The sequence below is a fragment of the Bacillus sanguinis genome, from assembly GCF_018332475.1.
In the GTDB taxonomy this organism is placed as follows: Bacteria; Bacillota; Bacilli; order Bacillales; family Bacillaceae_G; genus Bacillus_A; species Bacillus_A sanguinis.
In genome coordinates, this window is the sequence record NZ_BOQB01000119.1 from 1 (window position 1) to 17755 (window position 17755).

Annotated in this window: 18 protein-coding genes; 16 read left to right on the forward strand and 2 right to left on the reverse strand. The window is 35.4% G+C overall.

Annotated features, from left to right (window positions below; genetic code table 11):
• A partial coding sequence (locus KI369_RS14230; protein WP_212956412.1) for a DUF896 domain-containing protein occupies positions 1 to 130 on the forward strand: 130 nt, incomplete at its 5' end.
• Between the two features lie 39 nt (positions 131 to 169).
• On the opposite strand, the gene KI369_RS14235 is transcribed toward KI369_RS14230, so the two are convergent.
• Positions 170 to 1753: a bifunctional metallophosphatase/5'-nucleotidase gene (locus tag KI369_RS14235; protein ID WP_212956394.1), complete on the reverse strand. Its 1584-nt coding sequence runs from the start codon at positions 1751 to 1753 to the stop codon at positions 170 to 172.
• Between the two features lie 184 nt (positions 1754 to 1937).
• Here KI369_RS14235 and KI369_RS14240 point away from each other — a divergent pair, with 184 nt between their 5' ends.
• The 14 genes from KI369_RS14240 (at position 1938) to KI369_RS14305 (ending at position 16559) form a co-directional block, all read left to right on the forward strand.
• On the forward strand, positions 1938 to 2876 hold the full coding sequence (locus KI369_RS14240; protein WP_212956395.1) for a phosphate/phosphite/phosphonate ABC transporter substrate-binding protein: 939 nt from the start codon (positions 1938 to 1940) through the stop codon (positions 2874 to 2876).
• Positions 2877 to 2959: 83 nt separating this feature from the next.
• Positions 2960 to 3733: a phosphonate ABC transporter ATP-binding protein gene (gene phnC / locus KI369_RS14245; RefSeq protein WP_212956396.1), complete on the forward strand. Its 774-nt coding sequence runs from the start codon at positions 2960 to 2962 to the stop codon at positions 3731 to 3733.
• Positions 3730 to 4524: a phosphonate ABC transporter, permease protein PhnE gene (phnE, locus tag KI369_RS14250; RefSeq protein WP_098273615.1), complete on the forward strand. Its 795-nt coding sequence runs from the start codon at positions 3730 to 3732 to the stop codon at positions 4522 to 4524. Before phnC ends, phnE (KI369_RS14250) begins: the two co-directional genes overlap by 4 nt.
• The gene (phnE, locus tag KI369_RS14255; RefSeq protein WP_212956397.1) at positions 4524 to 5327 is read left to right on the forward strand and encodes a phosphonate ABC transporter, permease protein PhnE; all 804 of its coding nucleotides are present in this window, start codon (positions 4524 to 4526) and stop codon (positions 5325 to 5327) included. Before phnE (KI369_RS14250) ends, phnE (KI369_RS14255) begins: the two co-directional genes overlap by 1 nt.
• A 70-nt stretch (positions 5328 to 5397) precedes the next feature.
• A complete protein-coding gene (locus tag KI369_RS14260; RefSeq protein WP_238484924.1) occupies positions 5398 to 5796 on the forward strand; it encodes a coproporphyrinogen III oxidase in 399 nt (132 codons plus the stop codon).
• A gap of 182 nt (positions 5797 to 5978) precedes the next feature.
• Complete coding sequence (tkt, locus tag KI369_RS14265) at positions 5979 to 7979, forward strand: transketolase (protein WP_212956398.1); 2001 nt, start codon at positions 5979 to 5981, stop codon at positions 7977 to 7979.
• A gap of 156 nt (positions 7980 to 8135) precedes the next feature.
• Positions 8136 to 8576, forward strand: coding sequence for a sporulation inhibitor of replication protein SirA (gene sirA / locus KI369_RS14270; RefSeq protein ID WP_212956399.1), 441 nt, complete (start codon positions 8136 to 8138; stop codon positions 8574 to 8576).
• A gap of 78 nt (positions 8577 to 8654) precedes the next feature.
• A complete protein-coding gene (locus KI369_RS14275) occupies positions 8655 to 8876 on the forward strand; it encodes a YneF family protein (protein ID WP_001123315.1) in 222 nt (73 codons plus the stop codon).
• Between the two features lie 125 nt (positions 8877 to 9001).
• Entirely contained in the window at positions 9002 to 10753 is a 1752-nt protein-coding gene (locus KI369_RS14280; RefSeq protein WP_212956400.1) for an ABC transporter transmembrane domain-containing protein, read from the forward strand.
• Complete coding sequence (locus tag KI369_RS14285) at positions 10753 to 12516, forward strand: ABC transporter ATP-binding protein (protein WP_212956401.1); 1764 nt, start codon at positions 10753 to 10755, stop codon at positions 12514 to 12516. The genes KI369_RS14280 and KI369_RS14285 overlap by 1 nt, the downstream gene beginning before the upstream one ends.
• Before the next feature lie 118 nt (positions 12517 to 12634).
• Complete coding sequence (locus KI369_RS14290; RefSeq protein ID WP_212956402.1) at positions 12635 to 13654, forward strand: nuclease-related domain-containing protein; 1020 nt, start codon at positions 12635 to 12637, stop codon at positions 13652 to 13654.
• Between the two features lie 6 nt (positions 13655 to 13660).
• The gene (locus tag KI369_RS14295) at positions 13661 to 14227 is read left to right on the forward strand and encodes a hypothetical protein (protein ID WP_212956403.1); all 567 of its coding nucleotides are present in this window, start codon (positions 13661 to 13663) and stop codon (positions 14225 to 14227) included.
• Positions 14228 to 14442: 215 nt separating this feature from the next.
• Positions 14443 to 16170, forward strand: coding sequence for an S-layer homology domain-containing protein (locus KI369_RS14300; protein WP_212956413.1), 1728 nt, complete (start codon positions 14443 to 14445; stop codon positions 16168 to 16170).
• 242 nt (positions 16171 to 16412) lie between these two features.
• A complete protein-coding gene (locus KI369_RS14305; protein WP_000644411.1) occupies positions 16413 to 16559 on the forward strand; it encodes a BC1881 family protein in 147 nt (48 codons plus the stop codon).
• A 435-nt stretch (positions 16560 to 16994) separates the two neighbouring features.
• Here the strand turns inward: KI369_RS14305 and KI369_RS14310 are convergent, their stop codons facing one another.
• On the reverse strand, positions 16995 to 17195 hold the full coding sequence (locus KI369_RS14310; RefSeq protein WP_000624205.1) for a DUF3903 domain-containing protein: 201 nt from the start codon (positions 17193 to 17195) through the stop codon (positions 16995 to 16997).
• Positions 17196 to 17336: 141 nt separating this feature from the next.
• Here KI369_RS14310 and KI369_RS14315 point away from each other — a divergent pair, with 141 nt between their 5' ends.
• Positions 17337 to 17750, forward strand: coding sequence for an NUDIX hydrolase (locus KI369_RS14315; protein WP_212956404.1), 414 nt, complete (start codon positions 17337 to 17339; stop codon positions 17748 to 17750).
• Positions 17751 to 17755 lie beyond the last annotated feature (5 nt).

Consider the following 17755-nt stretch of genomic DNA (forward strand, 5'->3'; position numbering starts at 1 on the left):
TTTAAAAGGATTTCGTCAAAATATGTTAAACGAACTTAAAGGAATTAAAGTTGTTAACGAACAAGGCACTGATGTTACACCGGCGAAATTAAAAGCTTTAAAAAAGCAAGAGAATGCAAAATTAAACTAAAAGATGGGCGAAGCCCATCTTTTTTATTTATTATATCCGTTATTTAATAACTTTCCAGTTGTTATTAAATGTTGCTTCTATCTTTTTGTGTTTCAAAATATAATTAGCGATCAGTTCAGACATATCTGTTGGTATGTCTTTTATTACGGGCTTATTTTGGAACATAAAGAAGTTTCCACCGCCGCTTGCGCGATAATTATTCATAACGACGTCATATTCTTCATTCATATTAAGAGGAGCCCCTTTATATTGTAAAGATTCTACTCTCTCACCAACTGGTTTGGAAATGCTTAATACGTACGAAATCCCTTCCCACATATCGTAATTATAGTGTTGCGGCTTTGGTTCTATGAAGGTAGGGTTTACGATGATAGCTCCATCTGCATTTAATGTGAAATAAGAAGCAGAGAGTTCAAGGGCATCTTTTATATCGGCTCCAGTTATTCTAATTACTTTTAATGTATTTGGATAAATATAATTAGAAACGATGTCGCGCATTGTGACATATTTCGGGAAACCTGGAGATGTATTGTGGAATAAGCTTGTACAAGAAATAGAAACATTAGCTATATCCATCTGTATCTTATTTATGAATTCAATAAAAGGATGGTCTTGCAAACGAGTTTGCATAGCGTCTGAAATTTGCATATCTCCATCGATTAATCCAATAGGTTGATCGAGCCAATTTTGTGTTTTCTCTTCATAATCGGTAACTAAAGAAAGGATATGTTGGTCCGCCGCAATTCCTTGTACGGGCAATAATTGTGAATGACTCTCTTTTTTTACCCATTTGTTTTCTGTTTTTTCGAATGATACTGTTACTTTTCCAAGGGAATGTCCATTGCATCCAGTCTGTAAAATTGTTACACCATTTATTGCGGTGTGAGCGATTTCCCGATGTTGGTGACCTGTTAGTAAAATATCTATACCTTCAATTTCATGGCACATTGCATATCCTTGGTTTTCACCTGTTAAAACTTCAGTCGGTACCCCGGTTTGTAAATCGCGTTCAAATCCCCCGTGGTAGGCTACGACTAATAAATCTGGTTTCTCGTGTTCGTGAATGTAAGAAACCCACCTTTTTGTTGTTTCTAATGCATCTTCAAATTGTAAATCTTGAATGTGATGGGGTTGTTCCCAATTGGGAATGTAATGCGTTGTCATCCCTAAAATAGCAATTTTTATATTTGATTCAATATGTTTTATTATATATGGTTTCCCGAAGTAAGGTTCTTTTCTGTTTTTATCTAAAATATTTGCTGATAGGTACGGGAAGTTTGCAGTAGAAATAGCATTGTTTAATACATCCATTCCATAATTAAATTCATGATTCCCAATAACTGCAGCATCATAATTCAAATAGTTCGCTAATAAAGACATTGGATTTTTCTTATTTTCTTCATATGTAGCGTAATGATAAGTAAAGGGTGTTCCTTGTATGAAGTCACCGTTATCAATTAAAAGAACGTTTCTATTTTGGGAACGTTCTTTTTTTATAAGGGTAGAAATTTTAGCTAAACCAATTTCAGCTTTGGAGTTATCTTGGTAGTGAATTGGATAAACAGTTCCATGTATATCACTTGTTAATAAAATGTTTAAAGTTACAATTTGATTTGGATTCAATATCATTCACCTTTTCTATTGTTATCTACTAATTAAGCATATCAAATATATAAAGAGAATTTTAATGAGAATGTATAGAATGTGTAAAGATTCTGTAAATAAGTAATTATACGTGAAAATGTGTGATATATTTCTTCATGTTTACGGAAGCTAATTTTATAACAACAAAAATGGAGGCATTAATATGTTGAAAAAAGTTTTTGCAATGAGTACGACAGTTGTACTAGCGGCGGGATTATTAAGTGGTTGTGGAGCGAAAGAATCAAGTGCAAGTAAAACTGAAGATACGAAAAAAGGTTATGTACCGAAGACTTTAAATGTTCAATTTGTTCCTTCTCAAAATGCGGATACGTTAGAGGCAAAGGCAAAACCATTGGAAAAGCTATTAAGTGATAAATTAAATATTCCGGTAAAAGTAAGTATTTCAACGAATTACAATACAATTGTAGAAGCGATGGCGTCTAAGCAAGTAGATGTAGGGTTTTTACCTCCAACAGCGTATGTGCTAGCGCATGAGAAAAAGGCAGCAAACGTAATTTTACAAGCGCAACGTTTTGGAGTAGATGATGAAACGGGAGCTCCTACAAAGGATTTAGTAGACTTTTATAAATCTGAGTTTGTAGTTAAGAAAGATTCAAATATTAATAGTGTAAAAGATTTAAAAGGTAAAAAAATTGGTTATCAAGATGTAACATCATCAGCGGGGTATGTATGGCCTGCGGCTGTATTGTTAAAAGAGGGGGTTGATCCGCTAAAGGATGTGAAACCTGTTACATTAAAAGGTCACGATCAGTCACTTATTGCTCTTTTAAATGGTGATGTAGATGCAGCTGTTGTATTCCAAGATGCTCGTAATATTGTAAAAAAAGATTATCCGAATATATTCGAACAAACGAAAATAGTGAAATTTACGGAGAAAATTCCAAACGATACGATTTCAGTACGTTCTGATTTAGATGCAGAGTGGAGTAAGAAATTACAGGACGCTTTCATTGAAATAGGAAAGAATGAGGAAGGTCACAAAATCATTAAAGAAGTATATTCACATGAAGGATATGTTAAATCTGATGATAGTAAATTTGATATCGTTCGTGAATATGGAAAGAAAGTAAAAACGCAATAATACATATGGAAATGGAAGCTAACTGGAAGTTTATGTTTCCAGTTAGTTTGCCGTTTTGAATACATAGAAGGTAGGTAAGATGTGTGATAGAATTTCGAAATGTTTCCAAAATGTATCCGAATGGTACAAAAGGATTGAATAATATAAATTTGGACATTCAAAAAGGTGAGTTTGTAGTAATGGTAGGGCTGTCCGGGGCTGGAAAGTCTACACTTCTCAGATCGGTAAATCGCCTTCATGAGATTACAGAAGGAGAAATCATTATTGAAGGTGAGTCTATTACTGCTGCGAAAGGAAGAGAATTACGACGCATGCGCCGGGATATTGGTATGATTTTTCAAAGTTTTAACCTTGTAAAGCGATCAACGGTATTGAAGAATGTATTAGCTGGGCGTGTTGGATACCATTCGACTTTTCGTACAACGTTAGGTCTATTTCCAAAAGAAGATTTGGAGCTTGCCTTTCAATCGTTAAAAAGGGTGAATATTTTAGAAAAAGCATATGCGCGAGCTGATGAATTATCAGGAGGCCAACAGCAACGTGTATCGATTGCTAGAGCGTTGGCGCAAGAAGCAAAAATCATATTGGCAGATGAACCTGTTGCGTCGTTAGATCCGCTAACAACGAAGCAAGTATTAGATGATTTGAAAAAAATTAATGAAGATTTTGGAATTACAACAATTGTAAACTTACATTCTATTGATTTAGCGAGGCAGTATGCGACACGCATTATTGGATTACATGCAGGCGAAATTGTTTTTGATGGTTCAGTAGAAGAGGCAACGGATGAAAAATTTGCTGAAATTTATGGAGACGTAGCACAGAAAAGTGAATTATTAGAGGTGGCAGTTAAATGAATGACGTGACGATATATTCGAAATCGATACCGAAGCCGCCGAGTAAGTTGAAACATATGTTAACTGTTATTCTAGTTATTTTACTGTTGTGGGGAAGTAGTGTACAGGTCGACGCATCATTTTCAAAACTAGTAGTTGGTTTTCCTAATATGATGGATTTATTAAAAGAGATGGTGCCGCCAGACTGGAGTTATTTTCAAGTTATTACAACAGCGATGTTAGATACAATACGTATGGCGATTATTGGGACGACTTTAGGAGCGATTTTAGCTATTCCACTGGCACTATTTGCGGCAAGTAATGTGTTTACTAGTGCATTTTTGTATGGTCCAGCTCGATTGGTTTTAAATTTTATTCGAACGATACCAGATTTATTATTAGCGGCAATTTTCGTAGCTATTTTTGGAATAGGACCACTTCCAGGTATTTTGGCTCTTACTTTTTTCTCAATTGGGCTCGTGGCGAAATTGTTGTATGAGTCAATGGAATCGATTGATCCAGGTCCATTAGAGGCGATGACAGCAGTGGGAGCAAATAAAGTGCAATGGATTGTGTACGGGGTAATTCCGCAAGTGAAAGCACATTTTGTTTCCTATGTTCTTTATACATTTGAGGTGAACGTACGTGCAGCAGCTGTTTTAGGTTTAGTAGGGGCAGGCGGTATTGGATTATATTATGATCGTACACTTGGATTTTTACAATATCAACAAACTGCATCTATTATTATCTATACTCTCGTTGTTGTATTGTTAATTGATTATGTAAGTACATTGTTGCGGGAGAAATTATAATGAGTAAAACGACGTTAATTGTACCAAAACCGAAGAAACCGAGTGTGTATCGCTGGTTTATTTTTATAGCACTTATATTTGTATATGTTTGGGCTTTTTCAGGAGTACCGCTAGAGGGAATAAAGGATACGGCGGGAGAAATTACAAAAGCAATTATGACAGGTGTATTGAATCCAGATTGGTCGTATGTATCTTTGCCAGATGGTGAAGATTTATTACATGGTTTAATTGATACGTTGGCAATTGCGATATTAGGTACATTTATTTCTGCCTTTTTATCTGTTCCATTCGCTTTTTGGGCGGCAACGAATATGAGCAGTGGAAAATTAACTTCAGGAACTGGGAAATTTGTACTTAGTTTTGTTCGTACATTTCCTGAATTAGTTATGGCTCTTTTATTTATAAAAGCTGTTGGACCAGGATCTTTTGCCGGAGTTCTAGCTTTAGGATTACACTCTATCGGAATGTTAGGGAAATTATATTCAGAAGGAATTGAAAATATAGATAAAGGACCGACGGAAGCGTTAATAGCTACAGGCGCGAATCGCTTTCAAATACTTTGGTATGCAGTATTGCCACAAGTATTACCGGATTTTCTATCGTATACGTTATACAGGTTCGAAATTAATGTACGATCCGCTGCCATTTTAGGTGTTATTGGAGCAGGTGGTATTGGTACGCCACTAATTTTTGCGCTGAGTTCACGTAATTGGTCTCGCGTGGGAATTATTTTATTGGGCATTATTTTAATGGTCATTATCATTGATTTTATTTCAAGTTCGATTCGGAAGAAAATTGTATGATTTATTTTAAGCACCTATAAAAGGTGCTTTTTTATATAAAGCAGAGGCAACGATAGATGAGTGTGTTGTATTGAGTGATGAGATAATCGTATATCTATTAGATTTCATCCATTGGATTCCGGTCTATTATCCAGCGAAAAGAGCAGAAGGATTCGGAATTCACTATAATGGTATTACGAAAATAGGACAGCAAGGGGCAGTGATAGCAGAACAATTATTTTGTTCGCTAATTAGCATGTTTTCTTTAGCGCCAGAAACAATCGAACTGACAGGGCAGTTTCAATGGGGAAATGATAAGAATACGGATGGAGAATATGAAAGGTACGTATTTGATCGAGATAAATTATGCCAAGATTTACAGTCGTTTATTCATTTGCTTCACAAAGTGAAAAAATGGGGAAGGATATATTTTGCATTATGGAATTTGAAAATGATGAATAAATATACAGATAATTCCCTTTCTTTTTAAAATAAAAACAATGAAAAAGTATGTCATATTGAATGCCCATACATTCCCGGAATCATTGATTTTTTTATAAAAAACCAAAAAAATATCAACATATTTGTCGATACATGTTGTATAATCTTGCGTGGGAAGCTATCATATAAATGTATAAAACGTTTACTAATATAAGCGAAGGGAAGAATAGCATGTCACATTCAATCGAACAACTTTCTATCAACACGATTCGCACATTATCCATCGATGCGATTGAAAAAGCAAACTCTGGTCACCCAGGAATGCCAATGGGTGCAGCACCAATGGCTTATACATTATGGACTCAATTTATGAAACACAATCCAAATAACCCAACGTGGTTTAACCGTGATCGTTTCGTATTATCTGCAGGTCATGGTTCAATGTTATTATACAGCCTACTTCACCTATCTGGTTATGATGTAACAATGGATGACTTAAAGAACTTCCGTCAATGGGGAAGCAAAACTCCAGGACATCCTGAGTATGGTCATACAGCTGGTGTAGATGCAACTACTGGTCCACTTGGGCAAGGTATTGCAACTGCTGTAGGTATGGCAATGGCTGAAAGACATTTAGCGGCTAAATATAACCGTGATGCGTATAATGTAGTAGATCATCATACATACGCTATTTGTGGTGATGGAGATTTAATGGAAGGCGTTTCTGCTGAAGCATCTTCATTAGCTGCTCATTTACAATTAGGTCGTCTTGTTGTGCTTTACGATTCAAACGATATTTCATTAGATGGCGATTTAAATCGTTCATTCTCTGAAAGTGTAGAAGATCGTTACAAAGCATACGGATGGCAAGTAATCCGTGTTGAGGATGGAAACGATATTGAAGCAATCGCGAAAGCAATTGAAGAAGCGAAAGCTGACGAAAAACGCCCAACGCTAATTGAAGTAAGAACGACAATTGGTTTCGGTTCTCCAAACAAATCAGGAAAATCAGCTTCACACGGTTCTCCACTTGGTGTAGACGAAACAAAATTAACGAAAGAAGCATACGCTTGGACTGCTGAACAAGACTTCCATGTAGCAGAAGAAGTATATGACAACTTCCGTAAAACAGTACAAGATGTTGGTGAAACAGCGCAAGCAGCTTGGAACACGATGCTAGGTGAATATGCACAAGCATATCCAGAATTAGCAAACGAATTGCAAGCAGCAATGAATGGTCTTCTTCCAGAAGGTTGGGAGCAAAACTTACCAACTTATGAATTAGGATCAAAAGCAGCAACTCGTAATTCTTCAGGTGCTGTAATTAATGCAATTGCAGAGTCTGTACCATCGTTCTTCGGTGGATCTGCTGACCTTGCTGGTTCTAACAAAACATACATGAATAACGAAAAAGACTTTACAAGAGATGATTACAGCGGTAAAAACATTTGGTACGGTGTTCGTGAGTTCGCGATGGGTGCAGCAATGAACGGTATTGCACTACATGGTGGTTTAAAAACTTACGGTGGTACGTTCTTCGTATTCTCTGACTACTTACGTCCAGCAATTCGTCTTGCAGCATTAATGCAATTGCCAGTAACGTATGTATTCACACACGACAGTATCGCTGTTGGTGAAGATGGTCCAACACATGAACCAATCGAGCAATTAGCAGCGTTACGTGCAATGCCAAATGTATCTGTTATTCGTCCAGCTGATGGTAACGAATCTGTTGCAGCTTGGAGACTAGCTCTAGAATCTACAAACAAACCAACTGCTTTAGTATTAACTCGTCAAGATCTTCCAACATTAGAAGGTGCAAAAGACGATACGTATGAAAAAGTAGCAAAAGGTGCATATGTAGTTTCTGCAAGCAAGAAAGAAACAGCTGATGTAATCTTACTTGCAACTGGATCTGAAGTAAGTCTAGCTGTTGAAGCACAAAAAGCTCTAGCAGTAGACGGCGTTGACGCAGCTGTTGTCAGCATGCCATCTATGGATCGCTTTGAAGCTCAAACAGCTGAGTACAAAGAATCTGTATTACCAAAAGCAGTAACAAAACGTTTCGCAATCGAAATGGGTGCTACATTCGGATGGCACCGTTACGTAGGTCTTGACGGAGATGTGTTAGGCATTGATACATTCGGTGCTTCTGCTCCTGGTGAGAAGATTATGGAAGAGTATGGATTTACTGTAGAGAACGTTGTTCGTAAAGTAAAAGAAATGCTTTAATGATTTTAGAAAAATCTCTCCGGCATGGAGAGGTTTTTCTATGTAAATGAGTTTTTTCGACAGAAAAAGTTTTTTATCTCTCCGCAGTCAGACAATCATTGCAAAATTTCTTCTATATAATGAAGGGAAAAGGTTGTCCAGATTGGGAGGCGAAACATGAAAACGTATGAATTGTATTTAATTCAAGAGGATATTGCGAAAGCTTACTTTGGTCGTGAATATTTGTTTTTTGATTTATTTGCTCAATTTTCAGAATCTGGGTCCCTTTCGGAGAAAAAAGTGTTATATAAACAAATGATGTATATAACGATGCCATTACAAGTAATGAAAATTCATCATAAATTAGAACAAGCTCTGCGTGTTCTTGGTAAATATGATCGAACACATCATACACATACACTTTATACAGGAGCGGAATACGGCGAAATAATGGTGAAACCACACTATATTCGCATGAATACCTCTGGAAACGTTTCTATGGAAACGACTTTCTTTGAGGTGTTGAGAAAGTGTGAATTAACATTTTTAGCAATGGATTATGAAAATACCAAGTACGGATGGCTGAATCCTTTAAAACAAGTACGAACATATGTGTAAAAAATGTCGAATTGTATCTTGTCTTATTGAAAAGGTTTTAGTACACTGTAAGGTAGACAACATGAAGGAGGAAAATATATGCCAATTTGGTTAGGTATTCTAGTGGGCGTAGTAGCACTAGTAGCAGGCGTGGCGTTAGGATTTTTCATTGCCCGCAAATACATGATGAACTACTTAGAAAAAAATCCACCAATTAATGAACAAATGTTAAAAATGATGATGATGCAAATGGGACAAAAACCTTCCCAAAAGAAAATCAATCAAATGATGAGCGCGATGAACAAGCAACAAACAAAATAAGCGCTAAAGGGCACTCGATAAGAGTGCCCTTTCCTATTGGAATATAAAAAGTATTTAAAACTTTTAAAAATTCTGTATTTTTGGTAAGCTGAAAACATCGCTCATTTTAAGGGAGGAGGATAAAAATGAAGGTATTTATTAATTTAGCTTGGTTTTTTAAACAAGAAAAACGAGCGTACATAATCGGAATTATTATGTTATTTGGTGTCGCGCTTCTTGAACTTGTAGCCCCGAAAGTACTAGGTATTGTAGTGGATGAAATTAATAATGGAACATTAACATCCGAAAAATTGTTGAAGTGGGTTGTTCTGTTAGTAGTTGTAGGGATTACTATGTACATATTACGTTATTTATGGCGTATTATGATTTTTGGATCTTCGTTAAAACTAGCCCGTCAATTGCGAAAGAATTTATATGAACATTTTACAAAGATGAGTCCATCTTTTTATCAATCACGTCGTACGGGTGATTTGATGGCGCATGCGACCAATGACATTCAGGCAATTCAACAAACTGCTGGATCGGGCGTTTTAACGCTTGTTGACTCATTAGCCGTTGGGGGATGTGTACTCGTAGCAATGGGCTTTACAATTAGTTGGAAGTTAACATTGTTAAGCTTAATTCCAATGCCGATTGTAGCGATTTCGACAAATTATTATGGAACGTTATTACATAAAAGGTTTCATAAAGCCCAGCAATCGTTTTCGGAAATCAATGATAAAGTGCAAGAGAGTATGAGTGGAATGAAGGTAATTCGATCAATTGGACAAGAGAAAGAAGATTTACAAGCATTTCGAAAAAAGTCAGAAGATGTCGTACATAAAAATATGTTAGTCGCACGTATTGATTCGTTGTTTGATCCGACAATCTCTCTTATCGTAGGATTTTCTTTTTTAATTGCAGTATGTTACGGGTCGGTATTAGTTGTGAGGGGTGAACTAACTGTTGGTGAGCTTGTTACATTTACAACGTATTTAGGTACCCTAGTTTGGCCAATGTTAGCCTTTGGATGGTTGTTCAACATTATGGAGCGTGGGCGTGCTTCATATGACCGTGTAGAAAAAATTCTCTCGCAAACATCAGATGTAGTAAATAGAGAAGATGCTGTGCATACAATAGCGAGCGGTGATGTTACATTTACAATTGATTCATTTTCATATAAGAAAAATGAACTGTTACAGCTAGTAGACGTTCACTTTGATTTAAAGAAGGGTGAAACACTAGGCGTTGTCGGACGTACAGGTGCAGGGAAAACGACACTATTAAAATGCTTAATCCGTGAGTATGATCATTTTAATGGAGGATTAAAAGTTGGGGAACAGGATATTCGCGATGTAACACTTTACGGTGTCCGTTCTGCTATTTCATACGTGCCGCAAGATCATTTTTTATTTTCAGCGAGTATTGGAGAGAATATTGCCTTCGGAAAGGCGGATGCTACATATAATGAAATTACCCGCGCTGCAGAGATTGCTTGTATTCATGATGACATTCTCCAATTTTCAGAAGGGTATGAAACAGTAGTAGGAGAAAGAGGCGTTTCGTTATCTGGAGGCCAAAAACAGAGAATCTCTATTGCACGTGCTTTATTAACGAATGCGGAAATTTTAATTTTGGATGATTGTTTATCAGCGGTAGATGCAAAAACAGAAGAAACGATATTAAATGCATTAAAGAGAGAAAGAGCAGGGAAAACAACGATTATTACTGCTCATCGTTTAAGTGCAATTCAACATGCCAATCTTATTCTTGTTGTGGATGAAGGAAGAATTGTGCAAAGAGGTACACATGAACAATTAATGGAAGAAAACGGTTGGTATAAAGACATGTATGAAAGCCAGCAGTTAGAAGCATTAGTCGAGAAAGGAGGCGTATGATGACTGGGAAGAAGCGGAGTGATTTAAGCAGATTACTTTCTTATATGAAGCCATATAAAGGGTTGCTATCTTTAGCATTTATTTTTTTAGTTGGTGCAACTGTCACTGAAATGATGGGTCCTTTTTTAATTAAACAATTTCTTGATGAACATTTAGTACCACGTAACTTTGATCAATCAGCGCTTGTTACTCTATTTGTAGTGTATCTTATTGCTCACTTATTAAAAGTATTATTTACTTATTTAGACTTATTGTATTTTCAAAATATTGCTTTTAAAATTGTTCAAGATATGCGTGTTGAAGTATATGATCATGTTCAAAAGTTGTCATTAAGTTTCTTTGACCGTACGCCGATTGGTACGCTCGTATCGCGCATAACGAATGATACGGAAGCAATTAAAGATTTTTATGTCAGTGTATTATCCACATTTGTCAAAAATGTAGTCTTTTTAATAGGTATTTTAGTAGCAATGTTTTTATTAAATGTAAAACTAGCCCTATTTTCTCTTGTATTAATTCCGATAATGTTTGCAATTATGGTGCTATATCGCCGGAAAAGTGCAGTTTTTTATTTAGAAGTACGTAATCAACTTAGCGTGTTAAACGCAAAGTTAAATGAGTCCATTCAAGGAATGAATATTGTTCAAGTGTTCAGACAAGAAAAGCGTATGAGAAAAGAGTTTGAAGAAGTGAATAATAAACATTATAGTGCAGGGCGACGGACGTTAAAGCTAGACGCGTTACTTTTACGTCCAGCAACTGATTTAGTTCATATTGTAGCTATTGCGTTAGTACTTGGTTTATTTGGAATTGATGCTTTGAAGAGTCCTGTTGAAGTAGGGGTCTTATATGCGTTTGTTAACTATATACATCGTTTCTTCCAGCCTGTAAATGAGATGATGATGAAATTATCATTCTTCCAACAGGCACTAGTTTCGTCATCTCGTGTATTTCATTTAATGGATGAGAGAGATTTAGCGCCAGTTCAAAAAGGGGATGGAAATCCTCAAATCGTTAATGGAGAAATTGAATTTAATAATGTTACTTTTTCGTATGATGGAAAACGTGATGTTTTAAAAAATGTATCTTTTCACGTGAAACAAGGGCAAACGGTTGCTTTCGTTGGGCACACTGGTAGCGGAAAAAGTACCATTATGAATTTATTAATGCGATTTTACAATATTAAGTCCGGAAATATTGTAATAGATGGTGTAGATTTAGAGGGATTTGAAGAACGAGAAATTAGAAAGAAAATAGGACTCGTATTGCAAGATGCATTTTTATTTGCGGGAAATGTAAAACAAAATATTCGTATGTATAATGAAGAAATTACGGATGAAGAAGTAAAAGAAGCGGCACAATTTGTGCAAGCGAATACGTTTATTGAAAAATTACCAGAGCAGTATGAAACTGAAGTAGTAGAAAGAGGAGCTGCATTTTCTAGTGGTCAACGACAATTAATTGCTTTTGCTAGAACGATAGCAACGAATCCGAAAGTATTAGTATTGGATGAAGCAACAGCTAATATTGATACAGAAACAGAAGATGCGATCCAAACAGCATTACAGCAAATGCGAAAAGGGAGAACGACTATAGCAATTGCACACAGATTATCTACCATTCAAGATGCAGATCAAATTTTTGTTATGCATGATGGAGAAATAGTAGAAAGAGGAACACATCAAGAATTACTGAGTGAGCAAGGGTTGTATTATAATATGTATTTACTACAAAATAAAGGGAATTTACAAAAGGCCTTGTAAAATTACAAGGTCTTTTGACTGCATGTGAAATTTTTAAAACAAATATACGGATAACATAGTATAATGTAGTAGAAATGTGTATGGAAAATAGTAGGGAACGAAATAAAGGAGAAAAGATATGGATTATGTGCTAATAGGTGTGATTTTATTATTATTAGCTGCAGTATTCGTGCTGTTCTATAAAAATAAACAGTTAGAATCAGAGAGCAAGCAAGTAGAATTTGAAAAGAAGCAAGCAATTGAAACGTATGAAACTGAAATTGCAGCTACGGTTACAGAGCATAAAGAACAACAAAATACATTGAAAAATATGGAACAGAAGAAATACAATGATTTACAAATAAGTGCAGCTAGAGAACTTGAAAATATGCGTATGATGAAAAATCAATTAGCTGTGCAACATAGTAAAGAACGCAGTGAAATACAAGAAAAACATAGTAACGAAATACATATGTTTCAAAAGTTAATTGTAGATTTGCGAGAGTATACGAAAACTGGCGCTGAAGTGAGTACACATGAAACATTACAATATATGAAGCGTGGCTTCGTAGAGCAAGGCATAATACTAGATAATGAATTTCATATTATGCCGAATGTTTTTATTAGAAATCAGCATGGAGGAAATGATTTTCGAATTCATCATCTTGTCTTAAGTAAAACGGGTATGTATCTACTTGAGACGAAAGAATGGACAGGAAAATTAATTCATGGCTTAACGAAAGAGAATGCTGGTATATATTCATTTATGATTGATGGAATTGGCAAGTATCAACAAGAAATAGAGAAAGAAGAGACGTTTGAATGCGTTACAGGTGAAGGTTCATTAACGATACAAGTGAAAAATGAAGGAAATCCAGTATATAGAGCGAAGAGACTATCTCATATTCTATACAATTGTTTGAAAGAAATGCAAGTTGATATTGTAAGGGAAAACGTAACACCGATTGTATATTTTTATAATGAGAGTGGGAAAGAAATGCTGGATCTTTCTGAAGAGAAAACGGCGAGATTAAAAGATAGAGAACAAATTGTAACGTTCTTCAGAAATGAAATCTTAACAGGGAAAGTAATATATACAGATCAAGAGTTAGAAAAACTTCGAGAAATCATTAACCGAATGAATTATAAAATGAATTAAAAAGGGGTGGGATTTCTGAGTACTATATTAAGGGGGATTTTGTACATTTATTTTTGTTTGTATATACTAATGTATCTTGCGTTTATTTTTGTAATTGATGCGGTTCATATGTCAGTAAGTGTAAAAAGTATGTTTGTAGTAGTCATGCCATTTGTTTTATTAGTCGTGATTCAAAAGTTCGTCTTACGTACTTCTGCAAATCGTAATACAGAAAAGAAGCAAATGGTAGGTGTAATAATAGTAGGTTGTATTCTATTGTTAGTGTGCACAGGACAATTAAGTATGAATACATACACTTCAAAGTTTAATCAAGATCGGTGGTTACATGCTGAAGAGAAACGGGTACATATGGTAGATAATCTAATACAAAAATATAAATTAACAGGAAAATCAAATGAAGAAATCACTAAATTATTAGGAAAGCCTACTGAAACGAGAAATGGAGAAGAAGGGATTATCACTTCGTACTATCTTGGGAATGAACGTGGCTTTATTTCAATAGATAGTGAACAGCTTGTTTTACAATTTGATAGAGATGGTAAAGTTATGGAATATAAGGTGTATAGAGATTAAAGAAACGTAGAGAGAAGCTATATATTATAGCTTCTTTTTTATATTCCAATATAGTAAATGTAGGCAAATAGTAGTCATTCCTATCTATACGAATCGGAATGAGTCTGTTATATTGTAAAAGGTTATGTAGTTTAATAGTTTACTAGATTTCCTATATTTTGGTTGAGGAGGGGAAAATTAACACGAATTTAATTATGAGCGTGTTAAGTATTATGATGAAAAAAAGATTTTATAATGTTTTAGCTGCATCAATTGTATTTGGGATGGCAACGATTCCGAATTATTCCTATGCTAATGAGCTTGAAAAAACAGTAGCAGTTTCACCTGATGAACAAGCTTTAAAAAGTATTGAAAACCATATGAAAGATGAAGATGGTCGAGGGGAAGATAAAGGAGTAAGAAATGAAGTGCAAGGAGAGTTTCTTGTACATATAGTGAAAGAAGTACCTTTATACGATTCTAGTAATTTTCAAAAAGAGACAGGGAATCATATTTCGAATCAAGTCGTAAAAGCTGAGAAGAGAAAAGGAAACGCTTACTATGTTCAAACTTCATCTGGAACTGGCTGGATACAAAATAGTGAGGGGAATGTAGAAATTAAAGAAGTTCACCCCTTATTAAGTGAAAAGTTAGTAATTAATGAAGAAACCTCTATATACTCTGAACCATTTACTTCATACAAAGAAGAAAGTATATTGGAGCCGCAAATTATTCAAGTAATTGAACAGGCGGGAGAATGGTTCCAAGTAAAAATCAATAATGAGATGAAATGGATTTATTCCCCTTCAGCAAAATTCGAAGGAACGAAGGCATCGCTTATTCAGGACACAGCAACAACACGTACGAAACGTGCAGCAGTTACGTATGCTGCGCCAGTAGAAGAGAAGACAACAGATATTTATGGCGTAACTTTAAAAGAAATGATTGTACCGAAAGGAAATGAAAATATTCGTCCAGGTTATGCGATGAATCCGAAGTATATTACGATTCATGAGACAGATAATTACAGTACTGGGGCAAATGCTAGAAACCATGCAATATATTTATATAACCAAGCAACAGGAACGGAAGATCGTTCAGCATCTTGGCATTTTACGGTAGACGATAAAGAAATTTATCAACATCTTCCACTAAATGAAAATGGTTGGCATGCTGGAGATGGAGCAGAAGGAACTGGAAATCGAGAATCCATTGCGATTGAAATTGCTGTAAACGAAGATGGTGATTATAATAAAGCTGTTGAAAATGCTCGTAAATTAACAGCTTATTTAATGGGAGAATTACATATTCCTTTAGAAAATGTAAAGAAACATCAATTTTGGAGTAAAAAGAATTGTCCAGCTATAATGATTAAAAATAATGCGTGGGAACCATTTTTACAAGGAACAAAAGTTTATTATGATGCGAACCATAAAGATGATATAACAGGTGGTTGGTACGAAGCAGACATTCGTGAGCTAGATAAACGTGGCATTATGGTTGGAGACGGGAAAGGTTCTTATTGGCCAGAGCGTCTCGTAACACGTGGTGAATTTGCGAATTTAATTTCAAGGTCATTGCAGTTACCTGCAGGGTCATCGAATTTTAATGATTTAAATACAGCACATCCATCACTAATAGATGGTATTAATCGTGCAGCAAGTGCTGGGATAATAAGTGGTAGAGGAAATGGGATATTTGCTCCAAATGACACGATTAAACGAGATGAAGCTGTTATCATGATTGACCGTGCACTACAATATAAAAAAATTAAAGGTAATTTAGTTCCGTTACCATTCTCGGATCAAGATTTAGCATATGATAAACAAGCCGTACAACGTGTTTATGGGTTAGGTATTGTAAAAGGAAATGAAAATAATGAATTTATGCCGAAAGGTTCTGCAACGCGTGGAGAATCGGCAGCATTTATTAATAGAATGTTAAAAGTAATAGAAAGTAAATAATGAAAAAGCATTCGCTGTTGCGAATGCTTTTTTATTTTTTCAATATGTTACGGAAGGGAGGGGAAGATATTGTGTGGAATAAGGAATGAAAGCGGAGGTGATGCATATATATATGCATTGGGTTGTTTTTATCGCGTATAAACGGCAACCCGGTTATAATCAGAGCGGAGTGAACGAAACCAAACCTCTACTGATTAAAGTTTCAACGTGTCATATTGTATAAATGAAAAGGAGGTAAGACGGTGAAAGCTATACCGACTGATGTCCTGAGTAAAGAATTGATGGAAAGAGAAGGCGTTATATCTATTACAGTAAAGGAATTTGAAAAAATCGAAGTAGCTGGAGTGGTAGTCGCTGGCCCCGCGGTTATTTTGATTAATCAAGATTAAGTACATAGTATCAATATAGAAAAGTATGAAAAGCATCCGTTTAGGGTGCTTTTCATACTTTTGAAGTTTTCTATGATTATGACACCAGTTCTAGCTGGATGTATGTTATTGATGCAATAAAAATAATATAGCAAACTAATATGTTTTACGAATGAATTATGTAAGTAATTCATATTTCCCATATAAAAGGATTTGCTTTAATATAATGAGTGTAAAGTTCGAGTATTCGAAGTACTACTTGAATTATATCCCTATCCCTTTTCTAAAAATGCGAACAAGTTTTGCCCTATTCTATTCAATATTTAATTGGATAGAAATATATTGTTCGATGACCATTATGGAACGTACATGATGGGAAAATCCCGATCCTTAAAGAGGATGCCCCTAATCTTCATGTGAAAATATGATCGGATATGAAAGCTGGCCAATTTATGGTCAGCTTTCTTTTTGTTCAAAAACAATTTCTTCTTTAATTTCTGTTTGCAATAATAAGGCTTTTCCGAAACGGCGTTTACATTCCGCACGCACTTTTTCGATGGCTAGTAGCTGAGTAGTAGCAGGAACTGTGACGATAGCTTGACGAGGTTTTCGATTTTCTTCACAAAAGACACATTCCACAACATATTTAGAAATCATGCTTTCATCCTTCCGTTTTAAATTTCTAAGAAGGGATTGTCTATGAAGTTGATGTAATCTTTCGTCATTGTTTTACTATTTTCCTCTTTTTTCAAGGAGAAAATAAGAAAGAAGACGAATAGTAGTAGGGGAGGGATGTATATGGGAAGATGGATAGGTTGTGCGGCAGTATGTGTAAACGAAAGAAATGAAGTTCTAATGGTGTTACAAGGACAAAAGGGTGAAGAAAAAAGGTGGTCTGTTCCGAGTGGCGAGCTTGAAAAGGGAGAAACACTAGAAGAATGTTGTATTCGAGAGGTTTGGGAAGAAACAGGCTACAATGTGGAAGTAATAAATAAAATATACGAAAAAGAAGGTATTACATACGGGGTTCCTGTACACGTTCATTATTATGTCGTTAAAAAAATAGGCGGTAGTATGAAAATCCAAGATCCTGATGAGTTAATATATGAAATTGCCTGGAAGGGCATAGATGAAATGAAGGAATTAACATTATCTTTCCCAGAGGATTATGAGATTTTAAATAAATATATAAATAAAAAAGCGAGTGTTTAAACACT

Coding starts and splice junctions, on each gene's coding strand:
- KI369_RS14280 (WP_212956400.1), top strand. CDS start 9,002: ATGAAGGTATTTATTAATTTAGCTTGGTTTTTTAAACAAGAAAAACGA.
- KI369_RS14240 (WP_212956395.1), top strand. CDS start 1,938: ATGTTGAAAAAAGTTTTTGCAATGAGTACGACAGTTGTACTAGCGGCG.
- KI369_RS14290 (WP_212956402.1), top strand. CDS start 12,635: ATGGATTATGTGCTAATAGGTGTGATTTTATTATTATTAGCTGCAGTA.
- KI369_RS14275 (WP_001123315.1), top strand. CDS start 8,655: ATGCCAATTTGGTTAGGTATTCTAGTGGGCGTAGTAGCACTAGTAGCA.
- KI369_RS14285 (WP_212956401.1), top strand. CDS start 10,753: ATGACTGGGAAGAAGCGGAGTGATTTAAGCAGATTACTTTCTTATATG.
- sirA (WP_212956399.1), top strand. CDS start 8,136: ATGAAAACGTATGAATTGTATTTAATTCAAGAGGATATTGCGAAAGCT.
- KI369_RS14300 (WP_212956413.1), top strand. CDS start 14,443: ATGAAAAAAAGATTTTATAATGTTTTAGCTGCATCAATTGTATTTGGG.
- phnE (WP_098273615.1), top strand. CDS start 3,730: ATGAATGACGTGACGATATATTCGAAATCGATACCGAAGCCGCCGAGT.
- phnE (WP_212956397.1), top strand. CDS start 4,524: ATGAGTAAAACGACGTTAATTGTACCAAAACCGAAGAAACCGAGTGTG.
- KI369_RS14315 (WP_212956404.1), top strand. CDS start 17,337: ATGGGAAGATGGATAGGTTGTGCGGCAGTATGTGTAAACGAAAGAAAT.
- KI369_RS14310 (WP_000624205.1), bottom strand. CDS start 17,195: ATGATTTCTAAATATGTTGTGGAATGTGTCTTTTGTGAAGAAAATCGA.
- tkt (WP_212956398.1), top strand. CDS start 5,979: ATGTCACATTCAATCGAACAACTTTCTATCAACACGATTCGCACATTA.